We start from the raw sequence: 18480 nt of genomic DNA, 5'->3' as shown, positions 1-18480 counted from the left end.
ATATGGGAGGTGGGAGATGTCTGCTCCTGCGAATCCTCTGGTCTCGGATCTGCCCGAGAATGTCGTGAGCCTGTCGGTCTCGCGGCATATATGGAACGGGGTTTCTGTCGAGGTCTCGGAATGGCGTGGTTCCGGGGCCGTCGCCCATCCTTTTCCCTACGACTCCGAAACCCGCCTCGTTGCGCTGCTTGATGAGGTTGGCAGTCCCTGCGAGCCTCGGCTGCGCGCAAACCAGTCCTGTCGCATCGGCTATACCCCCCGGCATATGGATTTCCTACCTGCGGGAATGGAGGTGTGGGGCTTCAGCCAGGACGTTCGCTTCGTCAGGGACGCCACATTGCTTGTAGATTTCGCAGCGTTGGAAGAGCGACTGGATACAAGGCTCGACCGCGATGTGATCTCCGCTCCTCGCCTGCGTTTTTCGGATCAGCGAATATGGCCCCTCATGAAACTGCTCGCCGATGCAGTCGGTGACACGGATCCGTCCGTACAGCTTTATGGAGACGGGTTGGTCGCCGCGATTGCCGCAGGCCTTTTTGCCAAACCGCGAGAACCCATCGCCGATGGCAACGGACTAGCGCCATGGCAGTTGCGGCGTGTGACCGATTTCCTCGAAGCGCACCTTTTCCAGCGTGTCGAACTGGCGGAACTGGCTGCGATGGTCGGACTCTCGCAGTCGCACTTCAGTCGGTCGTTCAAGGCCTCGACCGGCACGCCACCTTACCGCTGGCAGCTCAATTCGCGCATCCGGCGCGCGCGAACGCTTCTCCTTGACACTGATGCTACGCTCGAGGAAGTGGCCCAGATCACCGGCTTTGCCGATGCGGTTCATTTCGGACGCACTTTCAGGAGGCTCACTGGCGCAACACCGGCTGCATGGCGTCGCGACCGAAAGGGATAGCTCTGAGTTTGTAGCAGAATCGGACCGCCGACAGCATGATCGTGCAGTGCCCTTGCTGGGGCGAAGACGTATTGTTTTCGCATTCCGGCAGGCGCGCTAAACGACCCGCTCCATTCGACAGCGCCCGCCGCCGGATCACCGGTTCTGGAGGGCAAGCATGCGCACGCAATCCATCGACTATGACGAATTGATGCAGGCGAACCTCGCCCGCATATTTGGTGAACGCGACGCTGCACGCCGGATGATCGCCTTAACGGATCTCTATGCGGACGACGCAGTGCTCTACGAACCGGAGGCCTCAGCAACAGGGCATCCCGCCATCAACGACGCTGTTGAATTGCTGCTGTCGAGCCTTCCACCCAACTTCGTGTTCTCCAGCCTCGGTCCGGCCGTGGGCCACCACGGACTTGCACGACTGCGCTGGCGGTCCGGTCCGCCTTTCGGCCCTGCGGTCGCAACCGGCACCGACGTCGCCAGGATCGAGGACGGCCTGATCCGAGCTCTCTACGTCTTTCTCGATCCGCCCGGCGCCTAAGCCAGTACCCACCGCCAACCGAAGGAAATGTCATGCCCAAGAACGGTCTCAACGCCCTACTTCGTCCCGAAAACAGCATCGTGGTGCTGATTGATCATCAGCCGTTTCAGTTCGCCAACCTGCACAGCCACGAGCCGACGATGATCATCAACAACGTTGTCGGTCTGGCCAAGGCAGCCAAGGTCTTCAACGTCCCGACCGTCCTTACCACGGTCCTGGAGGATCGCGGCGGCAAGCTTCTCAAGCCACTTCAGGACGTCTTCCCGGATCAGAAGCCGATCGATCGTACCTACATAAATACCTGGGAAGACCAGAAGGTGGTCGACCCGGTCAAGGAGTCCGGGCGCAAGCAGCTCATACTTGCAGGGCTGTGGACCGAGATATGCCTCGCAATGCCCGCCATCCAGGCGGCGGGCGAAGGCTGGGACGTCTATGGCGTGACCGACGCATCGGGGGGCGTCAGCCTCGAAGCGCACGAAATGGCCGTGCTCCGCATGGTGCAGGCCGGCGTAACGCCGATCACCTGGCTTGCGGTAGTGAGCGAATGGCAGCGCGACTGGGCGCGTGAAGAATCCGCGCAATCGCTTGGCAAAGAGGTCCTCCCACATACTGGCGGCTCCGGTGTCGCCTTCGCCTGGGAACTGCAGCTTCTCGCCGGGCGCCCCGGCACAGGCATCTGAGGCCCTCAACATGTCCGCAGCGTCGATGCCTCTTCGTATTGGCTATTGCTTGTCGCTGACGGGTCCGCTCGCCGAAAACAGCAGGTGCGCCCGGCTCGCCCATGAGATCTGGCGGGAAGACGTCAACAATCGCGGCGGCCTACTCGGCCGCCTCGTGGAATTCGTCTGCTATGACGATTATTCCGATACGGCGACGGTTGACGGCATCTACAAACGGCTAATGGACGAAGACCAGGTCGATCTCGTCATCGGTGGGTATGGCACCAAGATCCTGATGGCGGCAATGCCCGTGATCATTCATCGGGAGCGCTTCTTCGTGGGTCTCATGGGCCTCCGCGTGAATGAGGCGTTCGGCTATCCAAACTACTTCGCAATGATACCGACGGGACCGGACGCAAATGCAGCGCTCACCGAGGGTTTTTTCGAACTCGCAGCCGCGCACGCGCCGACCTCGCGGCGCATAGCACTTGTGTATGCCGATGCGGAGTTCTCAAGAAGCGCCATCCATGGCGCCAAGGCAAACGCGGAGAAATACGGATTTAATATAGTTCACGAGGCCACCTACCCGATGGCCACGGAGACTTTCATGCCGATCATCGATGCTGCGGCCGAAAACAATTGCGAGCTTCTGTTCCTTTCTTCCTATCCTGCGGACACCGTCGGATTGGTGCGGGCGATCAACGGACATCGGTTCAAACCCAAAATGGTGGGCGGCACAATGATTGGCCCGCAAAGTTCATCCGTCAGGATCACGCTTGGTTCTCAACTAAACGGTTTCGTCAACTACGCCTACTGGGCGCCGGTCCCCAGCATGATGTTTCCCGGCATAAGTAAGTTGATGAACGCCTACCAGATGAAGGCAGCCACTATGGGGGTGGATCCACTCGGGCACTACGTGGCCCCGCTCGCCTATGCCCAGATGCAGGTTGTGGGCCAAGCGATCGAGGAAACCGATGCCCTTGACGACACCCTACTGTCGACCTTCGCGAGCGAGGCGACCTTCCACACTGTCATGGGTGATCTGAGATTCGGCAAGAACGGCGAATGGGCACGGCCGCGTGTTCTGCAAGTTCAGTTTCGCGGCATCGCTGGCAATGACATCAACCAGTTGAGGGATGGATCAAGGCAGGTGGTCGTCTCGCCGAGCCGGCTGGCATCAGGTCAATTGATATATCCGTTTGAGGACGCGCGCCATGCCGATCCGGGTTCCCCGGCGTTGCTGCCATTCAATGAGATTCCGGCCTCGTCAAAACCCAACTGAGAGGAAATTCCAATGTTCGAGCCAAGCCTCATTTCCGCCGCCGCGACTACGCTTGCCATGGCAAGCCTTGTTGGTGCCGCGTATGCACAGTCCGGAGCGCGAAAATCGGACAGCAATGCCGTGAAAAATGTCGTGCTCGTTCACGGTGCCTTCGCCGATGGTTCGGGTTGGCGCGGCGTCTATAATGAGCTGACGAGCCGCGGCTATCGTGTAACGATCGTGCAGAACCCCCTGACCTCACTCGCCGACGATGTCGCCGCAACCCGACGCGTTCTGGACCGGCAGGACGGCATGGCTGTCCTGGTCGGCCATTCGTGGGGCGGAACCGTCATCACGGAGGCTGGCGTCCATCCCAAGGTAGCGAGCCTGGTCTACGTCTCCGCGCTCATCCCCGATGCTGGCGAGACGACAGCGCAGCAGTACGATGGCTTCCCTGCTGCATCCAAGTTCGTGCTTGATGTTCAGGCCGATGGCTTCGGCTTCATTGACCTCGAACATTTCAAGACCGCCTTCGCCGCCGATACCGGCGACGAGGATGCCGCCTTCCTGCGGGACTCTCAGGTTCCGATCAACATGTCAGTATTCGCCACCAAGCTGGAAAACGCGGCTTGGCGCACCAAGCCCAGTTGGGCGGTGATCGCCACCGAGGACAACGCTTTCGGCGAAGGGATGCTGCATAGCATGGCCAATCGGATCGGCGCCAAGATCACGGAAGTGAAAGCGAGCCATGCGCTGTTCATGACGCAGCCCAAGGCCATCGCCGATGTGATCGATGAAGCTGCCCGAAATCCCGAATAGGTAGAGGATGGATAGCTAGCGGTATTGTCAGTCACGATCCTGCACGGGGCGGGCACTCTCCCAAGAACAGCATTACACCGCATCCTCCACAAGCTCAGAAGGACAGAACATCATGCCTTACGTGACCACGAGCGACGGCGTCGACATCTTCTACAAGGACTGGGGCCCGAAGGACGCCCAGCCGATCATGTTCCACCACGGCTGGCCGTTGTCATCGGACGACTGGGACAACCAAATGCTGTTCTTCCTCCAGAACGGCTATCGCGTCGTGGCACGGCCAGACGCGATGCCGGACATCTGGCGTATTTCAAAGTCAGCCGGCCACCTCTTGAGGCCAATGGCGTCGCACTAAACGTAAAGTGTCCCATGCGCCTTCGAGCAATGGCGGCACCGCCGAGTCGTCAGCAGTCGCGGCCCTCTCAGTCCGATCCCTCCGTCAGGGCGGAATTTCTGTGCTCTTCCAAGTCAACCAGCTGTCAGACTCCGGATCCGCCAAATGTGGAGACCTCAGCGACCGGCGCCTGCTGCCGACTGCTTCTGAAGTGTGCGATCTTTCCGATTGCCTCGGTAACCGGCATGGCGATGTTGCGCGCGCGCGCCAGTTCGACCACGGCATCGCACACGGCAGCAAGCTCCAGCTCGCGTCCCCGCTCAAGGTCCTGCAGCATGGAAGTCTTCACGTCGCCCATTGACTTACCCAGTTCCAGAATGGACACCGGGCTCGCATCGAGCTTTGCGCCGTAAGCCGCGATTAGGGGCAGAATCTCCTCCAACATGCGGCTGCTCACATCGGCAAGGAACGGGTCGCCAAAATTTTCGCGCAGTGTCGCCCCGGTAATGGCCGTCAGGGGGTTCGAGATCAGGTTCCTGACGATCTTTGTCCAGACGGCATCCCGGATGCGAGAAGCCACATGCACCGTAAATCCGGCCTTCTCGAGAAGGCCAGCGAGCGCCGCGAGTCTGGCTGAAGGCTGGTCGTCAAGCTCGCCCAGCGTCATCTGAAGACGATTGAAGGTCCGCGCGGTGCCGCGATTGACCCGCTCGACCGTCATTACAGTCGTTGTTCCGATGACCTGTCGCGACGGGATCGTCGTCTTCAGGATGCTGTCGGGATCGACAGCGCGTACGCTATCACCCATCCACACACCGTTCTCGCCGTCAAAATACCACCATGGCAATCCATTGATTACGGGAACAACAAGCGTGTCCGGCGTGATCAGGTGCCGGATCGACAGCGACAGCTGCGGTAGGTCCTGTGATTTCGGACAGAGGAAAAGGATGTCTGCAGCAGAGAATTCTGAGGCCAGATCCACCTCCGGGCGGAGGTGATGGAGCCCATCGAGGTCGAGGAGCTTAAGCCCGTTCTGTCGGATGAAGCGGACGCTCTCTTCCCTTGCGATCAGCCCGACCCTGTTTCCCCCGACCATCAGACGGGCCGCGAGGGTCAACCCGACGGCTCCCGCTCCTGCAACGCAGATGCGCGGTTCACTCTTCGTGTTCTGGATCATCATTTCTGCAGTCTTTTGTCTTCGGATGGGGACGCCGGACCCAGTAAGGGCCCGCCCGTCAGCGCGGAGCGAACAAACATATGATTGTCTCGGGACGGTTGCAGTCGTGTCGAGGCATTGCGATCACCTCAGATCGACGACACATCACCCCGGATTCGAGCCAGGCCCAGATGGACGAACTTGTCGAGCAGATGGCGCAGGCTTAGATCGTGGGCTGGGTGGACCCCCGGTGAGGGCATGAGCCCTCCCCGGCGCGCAGGACGGTTTGGGGCTCATGCCCATGTTGCCTAGTGCTGGGCAGCTCCGTTGAATGTTCGCTCTGTTCCGTTCAGAGAAAGCGTCACCGTCTACATGCTCCACGAATCGGTCCGTCGGACCGGCGTCCTGCCTGACCATCGTCGTGTTGAGGGTATTTCGGGCAGCCCATTGTGGATTGGCCCGCCCATTTTGACCAATTCCTACAGCAGGACCCGCTCAGGTTACCGGCTACAGAATGGATAGGCGTCCATTCATCGAAATCTGGCGGGTCATGTTGGAATAGTTGGGCGACGTCCGCATGACCGCCTCGTGAATGGCGACGAATTGCTCGGGCGTGCCGTCGCCCGCTATGCGGACTGTGTAATCGAGGCTCTGGTAGCCCGCTGGAATGTCGTCCGAGAGGCCCAGGAAGCCGCGCAGATCGAGGGTGCCGTGTATGTCGATCTCAAGTGTCGACAAGCTGACACCCATCATCGCTGCGCTCGCGACGTAACCAACGGTCATGCAGGCGTTGACGGCCGCCATGAGCAGTTCCTGTGGGTTGGGTGCAGAATTCCCGCCGAGAAGCTCCAGCGGCTCGTCGGAGTCCACCACAAAGCGGCGCTCGATGACCTGGTCGCCCAACTGGTATTCATCCACGGTGGACCGGCTGCGGGTTCCGCCCTGCCACCGGGTACGTACATGGAACCTTGCGGCCCCTTTTGCGGGATCGGCCTCAATGGCCGCCGCTGTGTCGCGAAGCGCCGGGATGTCGAGACCGTTGTACCCGGAGAGTGCACCGGTCTCGCCGGATTGGGACTCGTTCGCATTCGCAGTTCCAGGACCATGGGATTTGGTTCTGAACTCGAATGACTCAGATTCTAACAGGGAGGAATTTTCCATAGTTGCCTCTTCTGGTTTGCCTTAGCAAAAACCTACCCAATAACGATCCTGATTTCCATGACACCAACCTGATATGGAATATAACGCTTTTCGTTATGCTGCTGGAACGCATTGGTTTGGAATGCCGGGGCACCATTTAACAGCAGCGAAACGCACCGGCGGCATTTGCGAGTGCAGCGCCGCAACCTCACGTGCGGGGGTTCCTCGTGGCCGGCACGCGCGTCGGTTTCATTGCTCCGATTGTTCTTGGTCCTGCACTTTCGGGGAATGTGCACTGGATAACGCGTTTCGTGGGCGTGGCAATGTGCTTCGGAAGTCTTTTCCTGACGGCGGTGCGGAAGGGCAGTCTCTCCGTTGTAACCAAGCAATTCATGTCTACCTTCGCACTGCCAAACACCGCCGGAGAGTTGCCAGTCTGACGGCGCGATGGCTGTGATCTTTCAGCTTGCAGAGTTTGGGGTGACCGGCGGTGGCGCGATGGTTACATTAGGTGGGGAGGCCGATCAGCCATGCCGCCCTACCCGCTATCGCTGTTGGTAACGTGCCGCGTCAACGAACAACTCAACACGGTCGAGTAGTGCCCGCTTGAATAGTAGAGATGTTAGCCGAGAGAGTGTGGCATTCAGACCTCCAAGAACGCGGACTAACTCTCCCTCTCCGACATGCTCCGTTAGCGTGTCCTCGGGAACATGCCCCAGACCGGGCCTACCCGGAGCGGCACCAGAACCTGCATGCTGATACTGAATGCCAGCTGCCCGTCCACCCGAAGACTTTGTTTCCACCCGCCCTTCTCGTACTCACGGGGACAGAATTCACGGATTGTGACCGACCGAAGATTGGGGCAGACGTAGGCAGTCAGTTCCCTGGAATATCGGGGTGAGACTTAGTGCTGAAGTAGGTCTTCGAACCCACCCCAGTCATCCGCCAGCCTGGAGCAATACAGCCGTGAGCGTGCCGAGCAATAGCCTGACGGTCAGACCAGGCTTCTTTGCAGCTTGTCGAGAAAGACCCTGATCTTGGGTAACACTTGTCGCCTGGACGGATAGACGCCCCAAACCGCCAGATCCCGGGGCAAGACCCCTGCGATCGGTACGGGTACGAGAGCTCCGCTTTGCAGTTCGTCTTTCACTTCCCAGGAGGACAGTTGGGCCAGCCCAAGACCTGAAACGCAGGCGGCCAAGAAGCCATCGACCCCGCTTGACGAAAATCGGCTGCTCACACGTACCGACCGTTCCTTGCCGGCTACTATGAACTGCCAGTGCGTGAAGTTCGAAAACGTAAGGCATTCGTGCTGAGCCAGATCCTCAACAGTCTGTGGCACTCCACGCGCTTCAAGATAGGGTGGGGCGGCATAGATGTGCTTCGGGTTGTCCGCCAGTTTCCGGGCGATCAAGCCGGAATCTTTCATCGGTGCAATTCGGATCGCAAGGTCAATGCCAGCAGCAACGATGTCGACCATTGCATCGCTCAGGTCAAGGTCGATCCGTAAGTCGGGATTCTCGTCGAGCAGCTCGTGAACTATTGGCATGATCCGCTTTCGGCCTAAGGTGATTGGTGCTGTCAAGCGCAGTAGCCCCGTCGCACCGCCGGCTTTCGGCGACAGCGTGGCTCGCGCGACTTCATGCGCATCCATCATCTCAGCTGCGAAAGGCTGGAAGGCCTCCCCTTCAGGCGTAAGCGAGAGCGATCTTGAAGTGCGATTGAACAGGCGCACTCCCAGCTCACTTTCGAGCGAAGCCAACCGGCGTGTCGCCGCCATTGGCGTGAGCTTCAGATGGCGCGCAGCCCCTGAAAGACTGCCGGTACGGGCCGCATTTAGGAAGACGTCGAGCGCTTGTGTATCCATGACTACCCTATCGAATATCGTTACATAGCTTCACATATTGCGCGGATAGTAACACAAACTAAACCGAATTACATCTTGTGCACTTTCAACCAGTAGAGGTTCAAATGGCACAAGATACTCTTTTCACGCCGCTCCAGATCGGCGCGGTTACACTCAAGCACCGTGTGGTGATGGCCCCCCTAACCCGCATGCGCGCCGCCCAGCCGGGCGACGTTCCGCATGCCCTGAACGCCAAGTATTATGGCCAGCGCGCAAGCGAAGGTGGGCTCCAGATCTCCGAGGCGACCGACATTACGCCACAGGCGCACGGTTACCCCTGGGTTCCGGGTGTCTACTCGGACGAGCAGATCGCAGGATGGCGCCTGACGACGGATGCAGTCCACGCCAAAGGCGGATACATCTTCAATCAAATCTGGCACGTCGGCCGCGTCTCGCATAGCTCAATGCAGCCGGGCGGTGCGCTCCCCGTCGCACCGTCTGCAATCGCCGTCACTGGCAGTCACATGGATGCTCAGGCGAACGCGGTACCGTTCGAAACGCCCCGTCCTCTGGAGATCGATGAAATTGCCGGCATCGTCGGCGATTTTGTCCAGGCCGCACGCAATTCCCGCAAGGCTGGCTTTGACGGCGTCGAGATTCATGGTGCCAACGGCTATCTTTTGGACCAGTTCCTCAATGACGGCAGCAATCACCGCACCGACCAGTACGGCGGCTCGATCGAAAATCGCGCGCGCTTCGCTCTCGAAGTTGTTGATGCAGTCGTAGCTGCAATCGGCGCGGACCGCGTCGGCGTCCGTCTTTCGCCCTGGAGCGGCAAGTTGGATGTGCAGGACTCTACCGGCGTGGCCGTGTGGGAGTACGTGATCACTGAACTGGGCAAGCGCAAGATCGCCTACCTGCATTTGATCGAGCCGCGCGCCGACTTCACCAACGATGAAAAGCCACTCGACATGGACGCGCCCGACGTCGCGGCTCTGTTCAAGAAGGCATTTGGCGGTCCGATTATCTCCGCCGGCGGCTTCGTTCCCGATACCGCGGCAGCGACAGTTGCTTCGGGTAAATCCGATGCCATTGCCTTCGGCCGCCCGTTCATCGCCAATCCTGACCTGCCCCAGCGCATTCGCCTCGGCGCGCCGTTGAACAAGCACAACCGCGCCACATTCTATGGCGGCGGTGCCGAGGGTTACACCGACTATCCCTTCCTCTGACTGACAATTACTGAACCAACCGAGTGTGGCGGCGGACCTATTTGGTCGCCTCCCACCAATGGAGATTTTCCATGGCATACAAGAGTATTAATCCTGTGACCGGGGAAACCGTCGCAGAGTTCGCGAGCCACCGGGATGCGGAGATCGAGCGCTTTCTGGCGCAGTCGCACGAGATCTATAAATCCGAATGGTCGCAAGGACCCATTGAGCGTCGGCTAAACGTTCTGTCTCGATTGGCAGACTTGATCGAGTCCCGATCTGACGAATTGGCCAAAGTCGCCGTACAAGAGATGGGCAAGCGCATCTCCGAAGCGCGCGGCGAGGTAGAGCAGATCGCCAAGATCTCGCGCCATTTTGCTGATCACGCTGCAAAAATGCTAGCGCCGGAGAAGATCGAAACCGACAAGGGGGATGCATGGCTCGAGTACCACCCCATCGGCGTCATCGTGGCGATCGAACCTTGGAATTTCCCATACTACCAACTCATTCGCGTGGCCGCCCCCGCTATTGCGGCCGGCAATCCGGTACTGGTGAAGCCGGCAAGCATTGTCCCGAAATCCGCCAAGCTCATCGAGGAGTTGATCCTGGAGGCCGGGGCGCCGAAAGGAGCGTGGACCACACTATTCGCCAGTAGTGATCAGATCGCCGCTTTGCTGCAGGACGACCGGGTCCAGGGCGTGACACTGACGGGTTCTGAACGGGCCGGCAGCATCGTCGCCGCCGAGGCCGGACGCAACCTCAAGAAGTCGGTTTTGGAGCTTGGCGGCTCAGACGTATTCGCTGTGCTTGATGACGCCGATCTGGATCGGGCAGTCGACGTCGGTGCGGCATCCCGTCTCGCAGTCGCAGGACAGGTTTGCATCGCCGCGAAGCGCTTCATTGTGCACGAGAAAGTGGCCGAGCGCTTCATAGAAAAGCTTGAGCAGAAGTTCAGCGTCATGCGCATCGGTGACCCCATGGATGAGACCGTGGACCTTGGACCGCTCTCGTCGGTAGCGGCGCGCGACAGTCTTGCCGAACAGGTTCGGAAGGCGGTGGCGGCGGGAGCGCAGCTTCGATATGGCGGCAACCCCTTGTCAGCGCAGGGTGCCTACTTTGAGCCAACAATCCTGACCAATATCGCGCGAGACAACCCGGCTTACTTTGAAGAATTCTTCGGGCCGGTTGCTCAAATCCATATCGTTCGCGACGATGACGCCCTTGTCGCGCTCGCAAATGACTCGCCCTATGGCCTGGGTGGCACAATCTTCTCGTCCGATATTGCCCGCGCCAAGGCCCTCGCTTCGCGGATCGAGACGGGCATGGTCTGGATCAATGCAATGACGGCCAGCGGCCCTGAACTCCCGTTCGGCGGGGTGAAGCGGTCCGGTTACGGTCGCGAAATGGCCGAGAGCGGCATCAAGGAACTCGTCAACCAGAAACTTGTGCTCGTTGGACCTTCCCAGGAAGTCGCGTGATCACCGCTATCGCGCTCGTGACGACAATCACCGAAGCCGGCCCCGGAAACGGGGCCGCGCTCGCGCCAGTCCAAGGCGGCGAGCATTGGCAACGACAATCTGCTCGAGATCGATAGCCTGCCGAACGAAGAAAGGTAGCGTTCGCAATGTCTGCGCACCGACAAATCATTGGCTTCATCTGCCTGGCCGTTACCGCGTCCGGCTGGGCTCTCAACTTCACGCTGATGAAGTTCCTCCTTCTTGAATGGCCGCCGCTTTTCTCCCGCGGATTAGCGGGGCTGGTAGGGGCGGCTACACTCGGGTTAGTCGCCCTTTGCGTAGGAGAGTCGCTCGTCCTGCCGCGGCGATTGATCGGTCGTATGCTGGGAGAGGCATTCACTAATGTCTTCTCTTGGATGGGCTTCACGACACTAGCGCTGCTTTGGCTGCCTGTTGGTCAGAACCTGCTGCTTATCTACACGATGCCCATCTGGGCGACACTAATTGCCTGGCCTCTTCTGGGGACCAAGCCATCAGGCAAGACCGTACTGTCCTTGGCTCTGGGAGTGACTGGTGTCGCGTTACTTCTTGGTGGCCAAGCCGGCGCCTTCCGCGTGGAGCAATTGATCGGCTATGCGCTATCATTGGGCGCAGCGCTACTTTTCGCCCTGGGCACTGTCGTCAACCGCACGCCTATCGCTATGCCCTTTGTCGCCCGTACGGCATGGCAGGTGGGCCTCGGGTGCCTCCCTTTGGCCATTCTGGGGCTGTTGTTCGAGCAACCCAAGTTCGAAGCACTCTCGTCAACGGGCGTGAGCATCATGGTTTACATGGCCCTTGTTTCCATGGCTCTTTGTTATGTCACGTGGTTCGGGGCACTTCGCCACCTTCCACCTTCCGTTGCTTCGTCCGGTCTGCTTGCGGTGCCAGTCCTGGGCGTATTGATGGCCGCTGCTCTGCTCGGGGAGTCTTTCGGGCTGCGGCAGGTAGTGGCATTGGTGTTGACGTTGAGCGGTGTGGTGCTGGCGCTGCGATCTTCCCCGAAACCTGGACAGTAAGGGATAGTGTATGCACATGAACCATGAAGTGTTGATTGCCACTGAGAACTGACCCAGCGTGGCCTGATATTTCCATTGAGAATTGACCCATGTTCCAACCTTCCCTTGCATGTTTTCAGCGAGGGCTATGGAGTGATCGACATGGCGTTATTGAGCGTGATCCGACGCTGGCATTTTCGAGACCATTTATCGATCCGGGAGATTTGCCGCAGGACCGGCTTATCCCGGAATACCATTCGCAAATACCTGCGCCTGGACGGTGTGGAGCCGAAGTTCAAGGTCCCGGAGCGGCCGAGCAAGCTCGATCCTTTTGCTGATCGGTTGTCTGCCTGGCTGAAGACGGAATCCAAGAAGAACCGCAAACAGAAGCGGACGATGAAGCAATTGCATGCTGACCTGATGAGCCTTGGCTACGAGGGCTCCTACAATCGGGTTGCGGCATTTGCCCGGGAATGGCGTGATGATCGCCAGAGAGAGTTGCAGACGACGGGCCGCGGGACATATGTACCTCTGGCGTTCGATCCCGGAGAAGCCTTCCAGTTCGACTGGTCGGAGGACTGGGCGATCATCGGCAATGAACGCACTAAGCTGCAGGTGGCGCACACGAAGCTGAGCTACAGCCGAGCCTTCATCGTTCGGGCCTATCTACTACAGACGCACGAGATGCTGTTTGATGCCCACAATCATGCATTTCGCGTATTCGGCGGCATCCCGGGACGCGGCATTTACGACAACATGCGCACCGCGATCGACAAGGTTGGCCGCGGGAAAGAGCGTGACGTCAACGTGCGCTTCCAGGCGATGGCTAGCCACTACCTGTTTGAGCCTGAGTTTTGCAATCCGGCTTCAGGCTGGGAGAAGGGACAAGTCGAGAAGAATGTTCAGGATGCGCGTCATCGGTTCTTTCAGCCCGTTCCGCGCTTTCCATCGCTGGAAGCCCTGAACGACTGGCTCGAGCAACGCTGCAAGGAGTTCTGGGCACAGACCCCGCACGGTCAGATGCGTGGCACCATTGCCGACATTTGGGCGGAAGAAGCTCCCGCGCTCATGCCCATTACCCGGCCGTTCGATGGGTTTGTCGAATACACCAAGCGTGTCTCTCCGACCTGCCTCGTGCATCTGGAGCGCAATCGCTATAGCGTCCCGGCGTCCTTCGCCAATCGGCCGGTGAGCCTAAGGGTTTACCCAGACCGTGTTGTGGCCGCCGCAGAAGGACAGATCATTTGCGAGCATCGTCGCGTCATTGATCGCTCCCACGACAGGCCAGGACAGACGATCTACGACTGGCGGCACTACTTGGCGGTAGTGCAGCGCAAGCCAGGTGCGCTTCGCAACGGTGCACCATTCGTCGAACTTCCCGATGCATTCCGGGCCTTGCAGCAATACTTGCTCAAGAAGCCGGGCGGCGACCGGGAGATGGTCGATATCCTGGCGCTCGTCCTTCAACACGATGAACAGGCCGTCCTGTCGGCGGTCGACATGGCGTTGAAGTCCGGTGTTCCGACCAAGACGCATGTTCTGAACCTGCTGCATCGCCTTGTCGACGGCAAATCCTTCACGCCGCCGACCATCGATGCGCCACAAGCCCTGACGCTCGTCAACGAGCCCAAGGCCAATGTTGAACGATACGATGCCCTGAGAAAGACGGAGGCCCGCCATGCGTCATAATCCAGCAAGCGGTGCGATCGTCATCATGCTGCGGCAACTGAAGATGCACGGAATGGCACAAGCCGTCGGCGAACTAACCGAGCAAGGATCGCCGGCGTTCGAGGCTGCCATTCCGATCCTGTCGCAGCTTTTGAAAGCAGAGACCGCGGAACGTGAAGTTCGCTCGACTGCCTACCAGCTCAAGACGGCACGCTTCCCTGCCTATCGTGATCTGAATGGCTTCGACTTCGCCAGCAGCGAGATCAACGAGGCGCTCGTGCAGCAGCTTCATCGCTGCGACTTCCTGGACGACGCAAACAACATCGTTCTGGTCGGTGGCCCCGGCACGGGCAAGACACACATTGCTACCGCGATAGGTGTTCAGGCCATCGAGCATCACCACAAACGGGTCCGGTTCTTCTCAACGGTCGAGCTGGTCAACGCGCTGGAACAGGAAAAGGCGCAAGGACGGTCTGGGCAGATCGCCAATCGCCTTGTCCACTCTGATCTCGTGATCCTTGATGAGCTTGGATACCTGCCGTTCAGCGCGTCAGGCGGTGCGATGCTCTTCCACCTGCTCAGCAAACTCTACGAGCGAACCAGCGTCATCATCACGACGAACCTCAGCTTCAGCGAATGGGCCAGCGTCTTCGGTGATGCCAAGATGACCACGGCATTGCTCGATCGGCTTACCCATCATTGCCACATCCTTGAAACCGGAAACGACAGCTTCCGCTTCAAGAACAGCTCTGCGCACGACACTAAAACGACAAAGGAGAAAACGAGGAACTTGACCACGACCGCAGACCCGAAACATACCTAACAGGCGGGTCAATTCTCGGTGGAAACGCCGGGTCAGTTCTCAGTGGCAATCAACAGCAGGTCGATACGCAGAGCCGGTTTGCCCGCGCGCTCGGGCGCGGCATGGACTGGATCATGGCCAATGATGCAGAGCGCTACCGCGATTTCCTCGCAAGCACGTTTCCGAAGTTCAAGCCGGAGTTACTAGTGCGGCTGACGAATATCTATCGCGCCAACGGCATGTGGACGACGCCGCGTATCGATCCAGAAGCTTACTCCCGCTGGCAGACCGGCATACATGACGGGCACCTCACCACAGCGCCGATTGCCTATGACGCTCTGATCGACAGCCGGCCGACCGCCGCCTTCGCGACACGCTGACCGAAAGGACATGACGATGCGCATCGCCGTCATCAATCCCAACACAACCGCCTCCATGACGGAACGGATTGCGGAGGCAGCTCGCCGCGTCGCGAGCCCCGCAACCGAAATCATCGGCCGGCAGCCTGCAACCGGACCAGCGGCAATCGAGGGGCCATTCGACGGTGCGCTGTCTGTGCCGAGCCTGCTGAAGGAGATCGTCAGGGCCGAAGCGGATGGAGTTGATGCTCATATCATCGCCTGTTTCGACGATACGGGACTGGATGCGGCCCGCGCCCTGGCCAGGAAACCGGTAATCGGCATCGGGGAGGCATCGTTCCATGCGGTAAGCCTTGTCGCCCACAGCTTTGCCGTTGTCACCACTCTGTCGCGCTCAGCGCCGGTCATCGAGGACAATATCAACCGCTACGGTTTTGGCCGCCGCTGCCGGAAGGTTTTTGCCACCGACATTCCGGTGCTGGAGCTTGAAAATCCCGCCAGCGGCGCGGTGGAATTGATCTCGGCCATGATCGTGAAGGCGAAGGACATGGGTGTCGAAGGCATTTCGCTCGGCTGCGCCGGCATGGCGGATTTCGCCCAGGGGCTGCAGCGCGAACACGCCATTCCTGTGGTCGATGGCGTCAGCGCGGCCGTTGGGCTGGCGGAAATGCTGGTCCGCTGCGGTCTGTCGACATCGAAATCCGGTATCTGGGCGCCGCCAACCCGGATGCACGTGCTCGGCAGTGACTGAGGGCAGAGGCTCAGCGGCCGGTACTGGTCTGCGGGGTCGAGACGTCGTCCAGCAGCTTGACCAGCCGGTCGATCTTTTCGTAGCGCTTCAGGCTTTCCTCGCCCATGGCGGTCGCAACGCTCCAGGAGAGGTAGTTGATGATCGATAGCGCCGCCACGAAGGAGTTGAACGGCGAGGGCGACTGACAGCGGCAACGCAGCACATGCTCGGCCGCTTTGGCGCTGGCCGCAGCACTCAGGTCAGTAATCAGCACCGTGACAGCACCGGCTGCGCGCGCCTCCTTGATGATCGTAGGCAACAGGCGCGGACGACGGCGAAATGCGATGATGAGCATGACATCGCCGCGCGCGATGGAGGCGATCTCGTGAGAGTAGCTGGCACCGCCGGCAGGCAGGACCTGCACGTCGTTCTTCATAAGCGTCAGGTAATGGGCTGCCTGGTGGGCGAGCCCATAGCCACTTCGCAGTCCCATGATCCACACCCGCCGTGCCTTGACGATGGCGTTGCTGACATCTTCCAGGGTCTTCTGGGAAAGGCCTTCGGCTGTGGTGCGGATATTATCGATATCCATCTGCACCGTCGTGGCGATCGACACCTTTTCCGAGGGTGCCCGGTCGGGATCGGCAAGGCCGGCCCGCGGCGAGCCCCAAAGATGATCTGCCCGTATCTGCCGTTTTGCATCAGGATAGGTCTGGTAGCCTAGCGTGCGGATCAGCCGCGCCGCCGTCGCCTTGGAGACGCCCGCCTTGGAGGCAAGCTCTCCGGCAGTGTAGCTCGGCAGTTCCATCTGGTATTGCAGAAGAACGTCCGCAAGACGCTTTTCAGCCGGCGAAAAGGACGAGTAGACTGCGTAGATCCGTGCTTCCAGGGAACGGCTCGGCTGCTGTTTCGGGGATGACTTGCCGGGGGATTTCACGAAAACTCCTTGCAGACGGGTGCAAGCGCTACGTTATATGTACCGGTAGCGAAGGTCGATGGTTACGATTGATATTCCATTATCGCATCGGATGCAGAAGACTCTCCGAATTAGAGGTTTAGTACCTGTTGATAAATGGGTCGCCGGTTCCCAATCCGTTCAAAAGGCATGAGGCTTTTACGCTCTGAGTCGTCGGGTGAGCCAGCAACCATTCTGCCGAATGTGCCTGAGTGCAGCCAGCTTCCGGACGCCTGAGCATGGTTAGCTGGATGACCGCTTGAGGCTCTTACGATACGAAGATCGCCCGGAAGTCGTTGACATTGGTCAGTGTCGGTCCTGTGCGGACGAGGTCGTCCAGCCGGTCGAAGAAACTGTAGCTGTCGTGCGCTGCCAGACAGGCCTGTGGATCGAGACCGAGATCCCAGGATCGCTGCAATGTGTCGGGTGTGATGAAGGCGCCGGCGGCATCCTCGGTGCCGTCAATCCCGTCTGTATCGCCCGAAAAGCCCCAGATTCCGTCATGGCCCTTCAGAGCTAAGGCAAGGCTGAGGAGAAATTCCGTATTGCGCCCGCCGCGACCGGCGCGGCGACCAAGCGTGACGGTGGTTTCGCCGCCTGACAGGAGAACGGCTGGACCATTGACGGGAAGGCCATGTTTTCTTGCGGAGCGGGCAATGCCGCTCATGACGATACCCATCTCGCGCGCTTCGCCCTCCAGTGCATCCCCGAGGATCAGCGTGTTCACCCCGGCGGCGCGGGCGATGCGGGCCGCCGCAGCCAGTGCCAGGGACGGCGCCGCGACGATCCGTACCTCGGTGGCGATGTCGTCCACTTTCGGCGTTTCCTCGCCCTCGTCAAGCACGGCCTCGGCGGATTTCGGCAAGCGGATATGCCGCCGCGCGACGATCTGCCGAACCATCTCGATCGTCGAGTGATCGGCAACCGTCGGACCGGATGCGATATCAGAAGGGTCGTCGCCCGGTACGTCAGAGATAACGAGTGAGACGAGCCGGGCGGGCCGTGCGGCCAATGCAAGCTGACCGCCTTTCAGCCGCGATAAATGCTTGCGGACCGCATTCATGTCGCGGATGGTCGCGCCGCTCTTTAAGAGTTGTTCATTGATGTCCTGCTTCTCGGCGAGGGTCATCGCGCCGGCAGGAAGCACCATGAGAGAAGAGCCGCCACCGGAGATCATCGCAATGACCAGATCATCTTCCGTCAAGCCCTGAACCGCCTGCAGAATGCGAAGTCCTGCCTCAAGGCTCCTGTCATCCGGCACCGGGTGAGCCGCCTCGATGATCTCGATGCGGCCGGCCGCCACGCCATGTCCGTAGCGGGTGACCACAACGCCGGAGACATCGACATCGGGCCATGCGGCGTCCAGCGCCGCAGCCATGGCAGCAGAGGCTTTTCCCGCTCCGATCACCACGCATCTGCCGATCGGCTTTTCCGGCAGATTGCGCAGCACTGCCGCGGAGGGTGCCGAACTCTGGATTGCGGCATCGAACATCTGGCGCAAGAGGCGGCGGACAGTCTCATCATTCCAATGCATTGCGAATAGTCTCGTTGGGTCGTCAAAGCAGTGATCTGCGGCGTCTGGACCTGCCTTGGCTTTGCATCGACGCCCGGTTTTC

The 18480-nt window shown here is 59.7% G+C and carries 17 protein-coding genes and 1 pseudogene; 13 read left to right on the top strand and 5 right to left on the bottom strand.

From position 1 onward, the window contains the following. Nucleotides 1–16 precede the first annotated feature (16 nt). From AGR1_RS28920 to AGR1_RS28895, 6 genes and pseudogenes are all read left to right on the top strand, one after another. The gene (locus tag AGR1_RS28920) at nt 17–901 is read left to right on the top strand and encodes an AraC family transcriptional regulator (RefSeq protein ID WP_149149166.1); all 885 of its coding nucleotides are present in this window, start codon (nt 17–19) and stop codon (nt 899–901) included. Nucleotides 902–1058: 157 nt separating this feature from the next. After that, nucleotides 1059–1436: a nuclear transport factor 2 family protein gene (locus AGR1_RS28915; RefSeq protein ID WP_149149165.1), complete on the top strand. Its 378-nt coding sequence runs from the start codon at nt 1059–1061 to the stop codon at nt 1434–1436. Between the two features lie 32 nt (nt 1437–1468). After that, the gene (locus AGR1_RS28910; RefSeq protein ID WP_149149164.1) at nt 1469–2116 is read left to right on the top strand and encodes a hydrolase; all 648 of its coding nucleotides are present in this window, start codon (nt 1469–1471) and stop codon (nt 2114–2116) included. A 10-nt stretch (nt 2117–2126) separates the two neighbouring features. Beyond that, entirely contained in the window at nt 2127–3377 is a 1251-nt protein-coding gene (locus AGR1_RS28905) for an amino acid ABC transporter substrate-binding protein (protein ID WP_149149163.1), read from the top strand. Between the two features lie 57 nt (nt 3378–3434). Next, nucleotides 3435–4175 (top strand): alpha/beta hydrolase, encoded by a 741-nt coding sequence (locus AGR1_RS28900; RefSeq protein WP_149149231.1) that lies wholly within the window; start codon nt 3435–3437, stop codon nt 4173–4175. A gap of 112 nt (nt 4176–4287) precedes the next feature. Then, nucleotides 4288–4449 (top strand): annotated as a pseudogene (locus AGR1_RS28895) (alpha/beta hydrolase); the annotation flags it as partial. A 202-nt stretch (nt 4450–4651) separates the two neighbouring features. On the opposite strand, the gene AGR1_RS28890 reads toward AGR1_RS28895, so the two are convergent. The 3 genes from AGR1_RS28890 to AGR1_RS28880 form a co-directional block, all read right to left on the bottom strand. Further along, the gene (locus AGR1_RS28890) at nt 4652–5686 is read right to left on the bottom strand and encodes a 2-dehydropantoate 2-reductase (protein WP_149149162.1); all 1035 of its coding nucleotides are present in this window, start codon (nt 5684–5686) and stop codon (nt 4652–4654) included. Between the two features lie 483 nt (nt 5687–6169). Beyond that, on the bottom strand, nt 6170–6823 hold the full coding sequence (locus AGR1_RS28885) for an OsmC family protein (protein ID WP_149149161.1): 654 nt from the start codon (nt 6821–6823) through the stop codon (nt 6170–6172). A gap of 973 nt (nt 6824–7796) precedes the next feature. Then, nucleotides 7797–8669: a LysR family transcriptional regulator gene (locus AGR1_RS28880; RefSeq protein ID WP_149149160.1), complete on the bottom strand. Its 873-nt coding sequence runs from the start codon at nt 8667–8669 to the stop codon at nt 7797–7799. Between the two features lie 104 nt (nt 8670–8773). Here AGR1_RS28880 and AGR1_RS28875 point away from each other — a divergent pair, with 104 nt between their 5' ends. The 7 genes from AGR1_RS28875 to AGR1_RS28845 all read left to right on the top strand — a co-directional run bounded on the left by AGR1_RS28875 (nt 8774) and on the right by AGR1_RS28845 (nt 15930). Beyond that, nucleotides 8774–9877 (top strand): alkene reductase, encoded by a 1104-nt coding sequence (locus tag AGR1_RS28875; RefSeq protein WP_149149159.1) that lies wholly within the window; start codon nt 8774–8776, stop codon nt 9875–9877. Between the two features lie 71 nt (nt 9878–9948). Then, on the top strand, nt 9949–11334 hold the full coding sequence (locus AGR1_RS28870) for an NAD-dependent succinate-semialdehyde dehydrogenase (RefSeq protein WP_149149158.1): 1386 nt from the start codon (nt 9949–9951) through the stop codon (nt 11332–11334). A 146-nt stretch (nt 11335–11480) separates the two neighbouring features. Then, entirely contained in the window at nt 11481–12371 is an 891-nt protein-coding gene (locus tag AGR1_RS28865) for a DMT family transporter (protein WP_149149157.1), read from the top strand. A gap of 141 nt (nt 12372–12512) precedes the next feature. Beyond that, a complete protein-coding gene (istA, locus tag AGR1_RS28860) occupies nt 12513–14039 on the top strand; it encodes an IS21 family transposase (RefSeq protein ID WP_100649079.1) in 1527 nt (508 codons plus the stop codon). Further along, complete coding sequence (gene istB, locus AGR1_RS28855; RefSeq protein ID WP_094513296.1) at nt 14029–14841, top strand: IS21-like element helper ATPase IstB; 813 nt, start codon at nt 14029–14031, stop codon at nt 14839–14841. Before istA ends, istB begins: the two co-directional genes overlap by 11 nt. 113 nt (nt 14842–14954) lie before the next feature. Beyond that, nucleotides 14955–15200 carry a hypothetical protein gene (locus AGR1_RS28850; protein WP_246669781.1) on the top strand — a complete coding sequence of 82 codons (246 nt, stop codon included), beginning with the start codon at nt 14955–14957 and terminating at the stop codon, nt 15198–15200. Nucleotides 15201–15216: 16 nt separating this feature from the next. Then, nucleotides 15217–15930, top strand: coding sequence for an aspartate/glutamate racemase family protein (locus AGR1_RS28845; protein WP_149149230.1), 714 nt, complete (start codon nt 15217–15219; stop codon nt 15928–15930). 10 nt (nt 15931–15940) lie between these two features. Here the strand turns inward: AGR1_RS28845 and AGR1_RS28840 are convergent, their stop codons facing one another. Together AGR1_RS28840 and AGR1_RS28835 are read right to left on the bottom strand one after the other, a co-directional pair. Then, the gene (locus AGR1_RS28840) at nt 15941–16846 is read right to left on the bottom strand and encodes a MurR/RpiR family transcriptional regulator (protein ID WP_149149156.1); all 906 of its coding nucleotides are present in this window, start codon (nt 16844–16846) and stop codon (nt 15941–15943) included. Between the two features lie 286 nt (nt 16847–17132). Continuing rightward, nucleotides 17133–18398, bottom strand: a complete 1266-nt coding sequence (locus tag AGR1_RS28835; protein WP_149149155.1) for a glycerate kinase — start codon at nt 18396–18398, stop codon at nt 17133–17135. Nucleotides 18399–18480: the final 82 nt, after the last annotated feature.

Source organism: Agrobacterium sp. B1(2019) (assembly GCF_008274755.1).
Taxonomy (GTDB): domain Bacteria; phylum Pseudomonadota; class Alphaproteobacteria; order Rhizobiales; family Rhizobiaceae; genus Agrobacterium; species Agrobacterium salinitolerans.
This window is presented reverse-complemented; position numbering and strand designations above follow the sequence as displayed.

What these genes read in the sequence shown, in the direction of transcription:
- AGR1_RS28885 (WP_149149161.1), bottom strand. Translation starts at nt 6,823, where the DNA reads ATGGAAAATTCCTCCCTGTTAGAATCTGAGTCATTCGAGTTCAGAACC.
- AGR1_RS28915 (WP_149149165.1), top strand. Translation starts at nt 1,059, where the DNA reads ATGCGCACGCAATCCATCGACTATGACGAATTGATGCAGGCGAACCTC.
- AGR1_RS28835 (WP_149149155.1), bottom strand. Translation starts at nt 18,398, where the DNA reads ATGCATTGGAATGATGAGACTGTCCGCCGCCTCTTGCGCCAGATGTTC.
- AGR1_RS28920 (WP_149149166.1), top strand. Translation starts at nt 17, where the DNA reads ATGTCTGCTCCTGCGAATCCTCTGGTCTCGGATCTGCCCGAGAATGTC.
- AGR1_RS28870 (WP_149149158.1), top strand. Translation starts at nt 9,949, where the DNA reads ATGGCATACAAGAGTATTAATCCTGTGACCGGGGAAACCGTCGCAGAG.
- istB (WP_094513296.1), top strand. Translation starts at nt 14,029, where the DNA reads ATGCGTCATAATCCAGCAAGCGGTGCGATCGTCATCATGCTGCGGCAA.
- AGR1_RS28875 (WP_149149159.1), top strand. Translation starts at nt 8,774, where the DNA reads ATGGCACAAGATACTCTTTTCACGCCGCTCCAGATCGGCGCGGTTACA.
- AGR1_RS28900 (WP_149149231.1), top strand. Translation starts at nt 3,435, where the DNA reads ATGGCAAGCCTTGTTGGTGCCGCGTATGCACAGTCCGGAGCGCGAAAA.
- AGR1_RS28910 (WP_149149164.1), top strand. Translation starts at nt 1,469, where the DNA reads ATGCCCAAGAACGGTCTCAACGCCCTACTTCGTCCCGAAAACAGCATC.
- istA (WP_100649079.1), top strand. Translation starts at nt 12,513, where the DNA reads ATGGCGTTATTGAGCGTGATCCGACGCTGGCATTTTCGAGACCATTTA.
- AGR1_RS28845 (WP_149149230.1), top strand. Translation starts at nt 15,217, where the DNA reads ATGCGCATCGCCGTCATCAATCCCAACACAACCGCCTCCATGACGGAA.
- AGR1_RS28850 (WP_246669781.1), top strand. Translation starts at nt 14,955, where the DNA reads ATGGCCAATGATGCAGAGCGCTACCGCGATTTCCTCGCAAGCACGTTT.
- AGR1_RS28890 (WP_149149162.1), bottom strand. Translation starts at nt 5,686, where the DNA reads ATGATGATCCAGAACACGAAGAGTGAACCGCGCATCTGCGTTGCAGGA.
- AGR1_RS28865 (WP_149149157.1), top strand. Translation starts at nt 11,481, where the DNA reads ATGTCTGCGCACCGACAAATCATTGGCTTCATCTGCCTGGCCGTTACC.
- AGR1_RS28880 (WP_149149160.1), bottom strand. Translation starts at nt 8,669, where the DNA reads ATGGATACACAAGCGCTCGACGTCTTCCTAAATGCGGCCCGTACCGGC.
- AGR1_RS28905 (WP_149149163.1), top strand. Translation starts at nt 2,127, where the DNA reads ATGTCCGCAGCGTCGATGCCTCTTCGTATTGGCTATTGCTTGTCGCTG.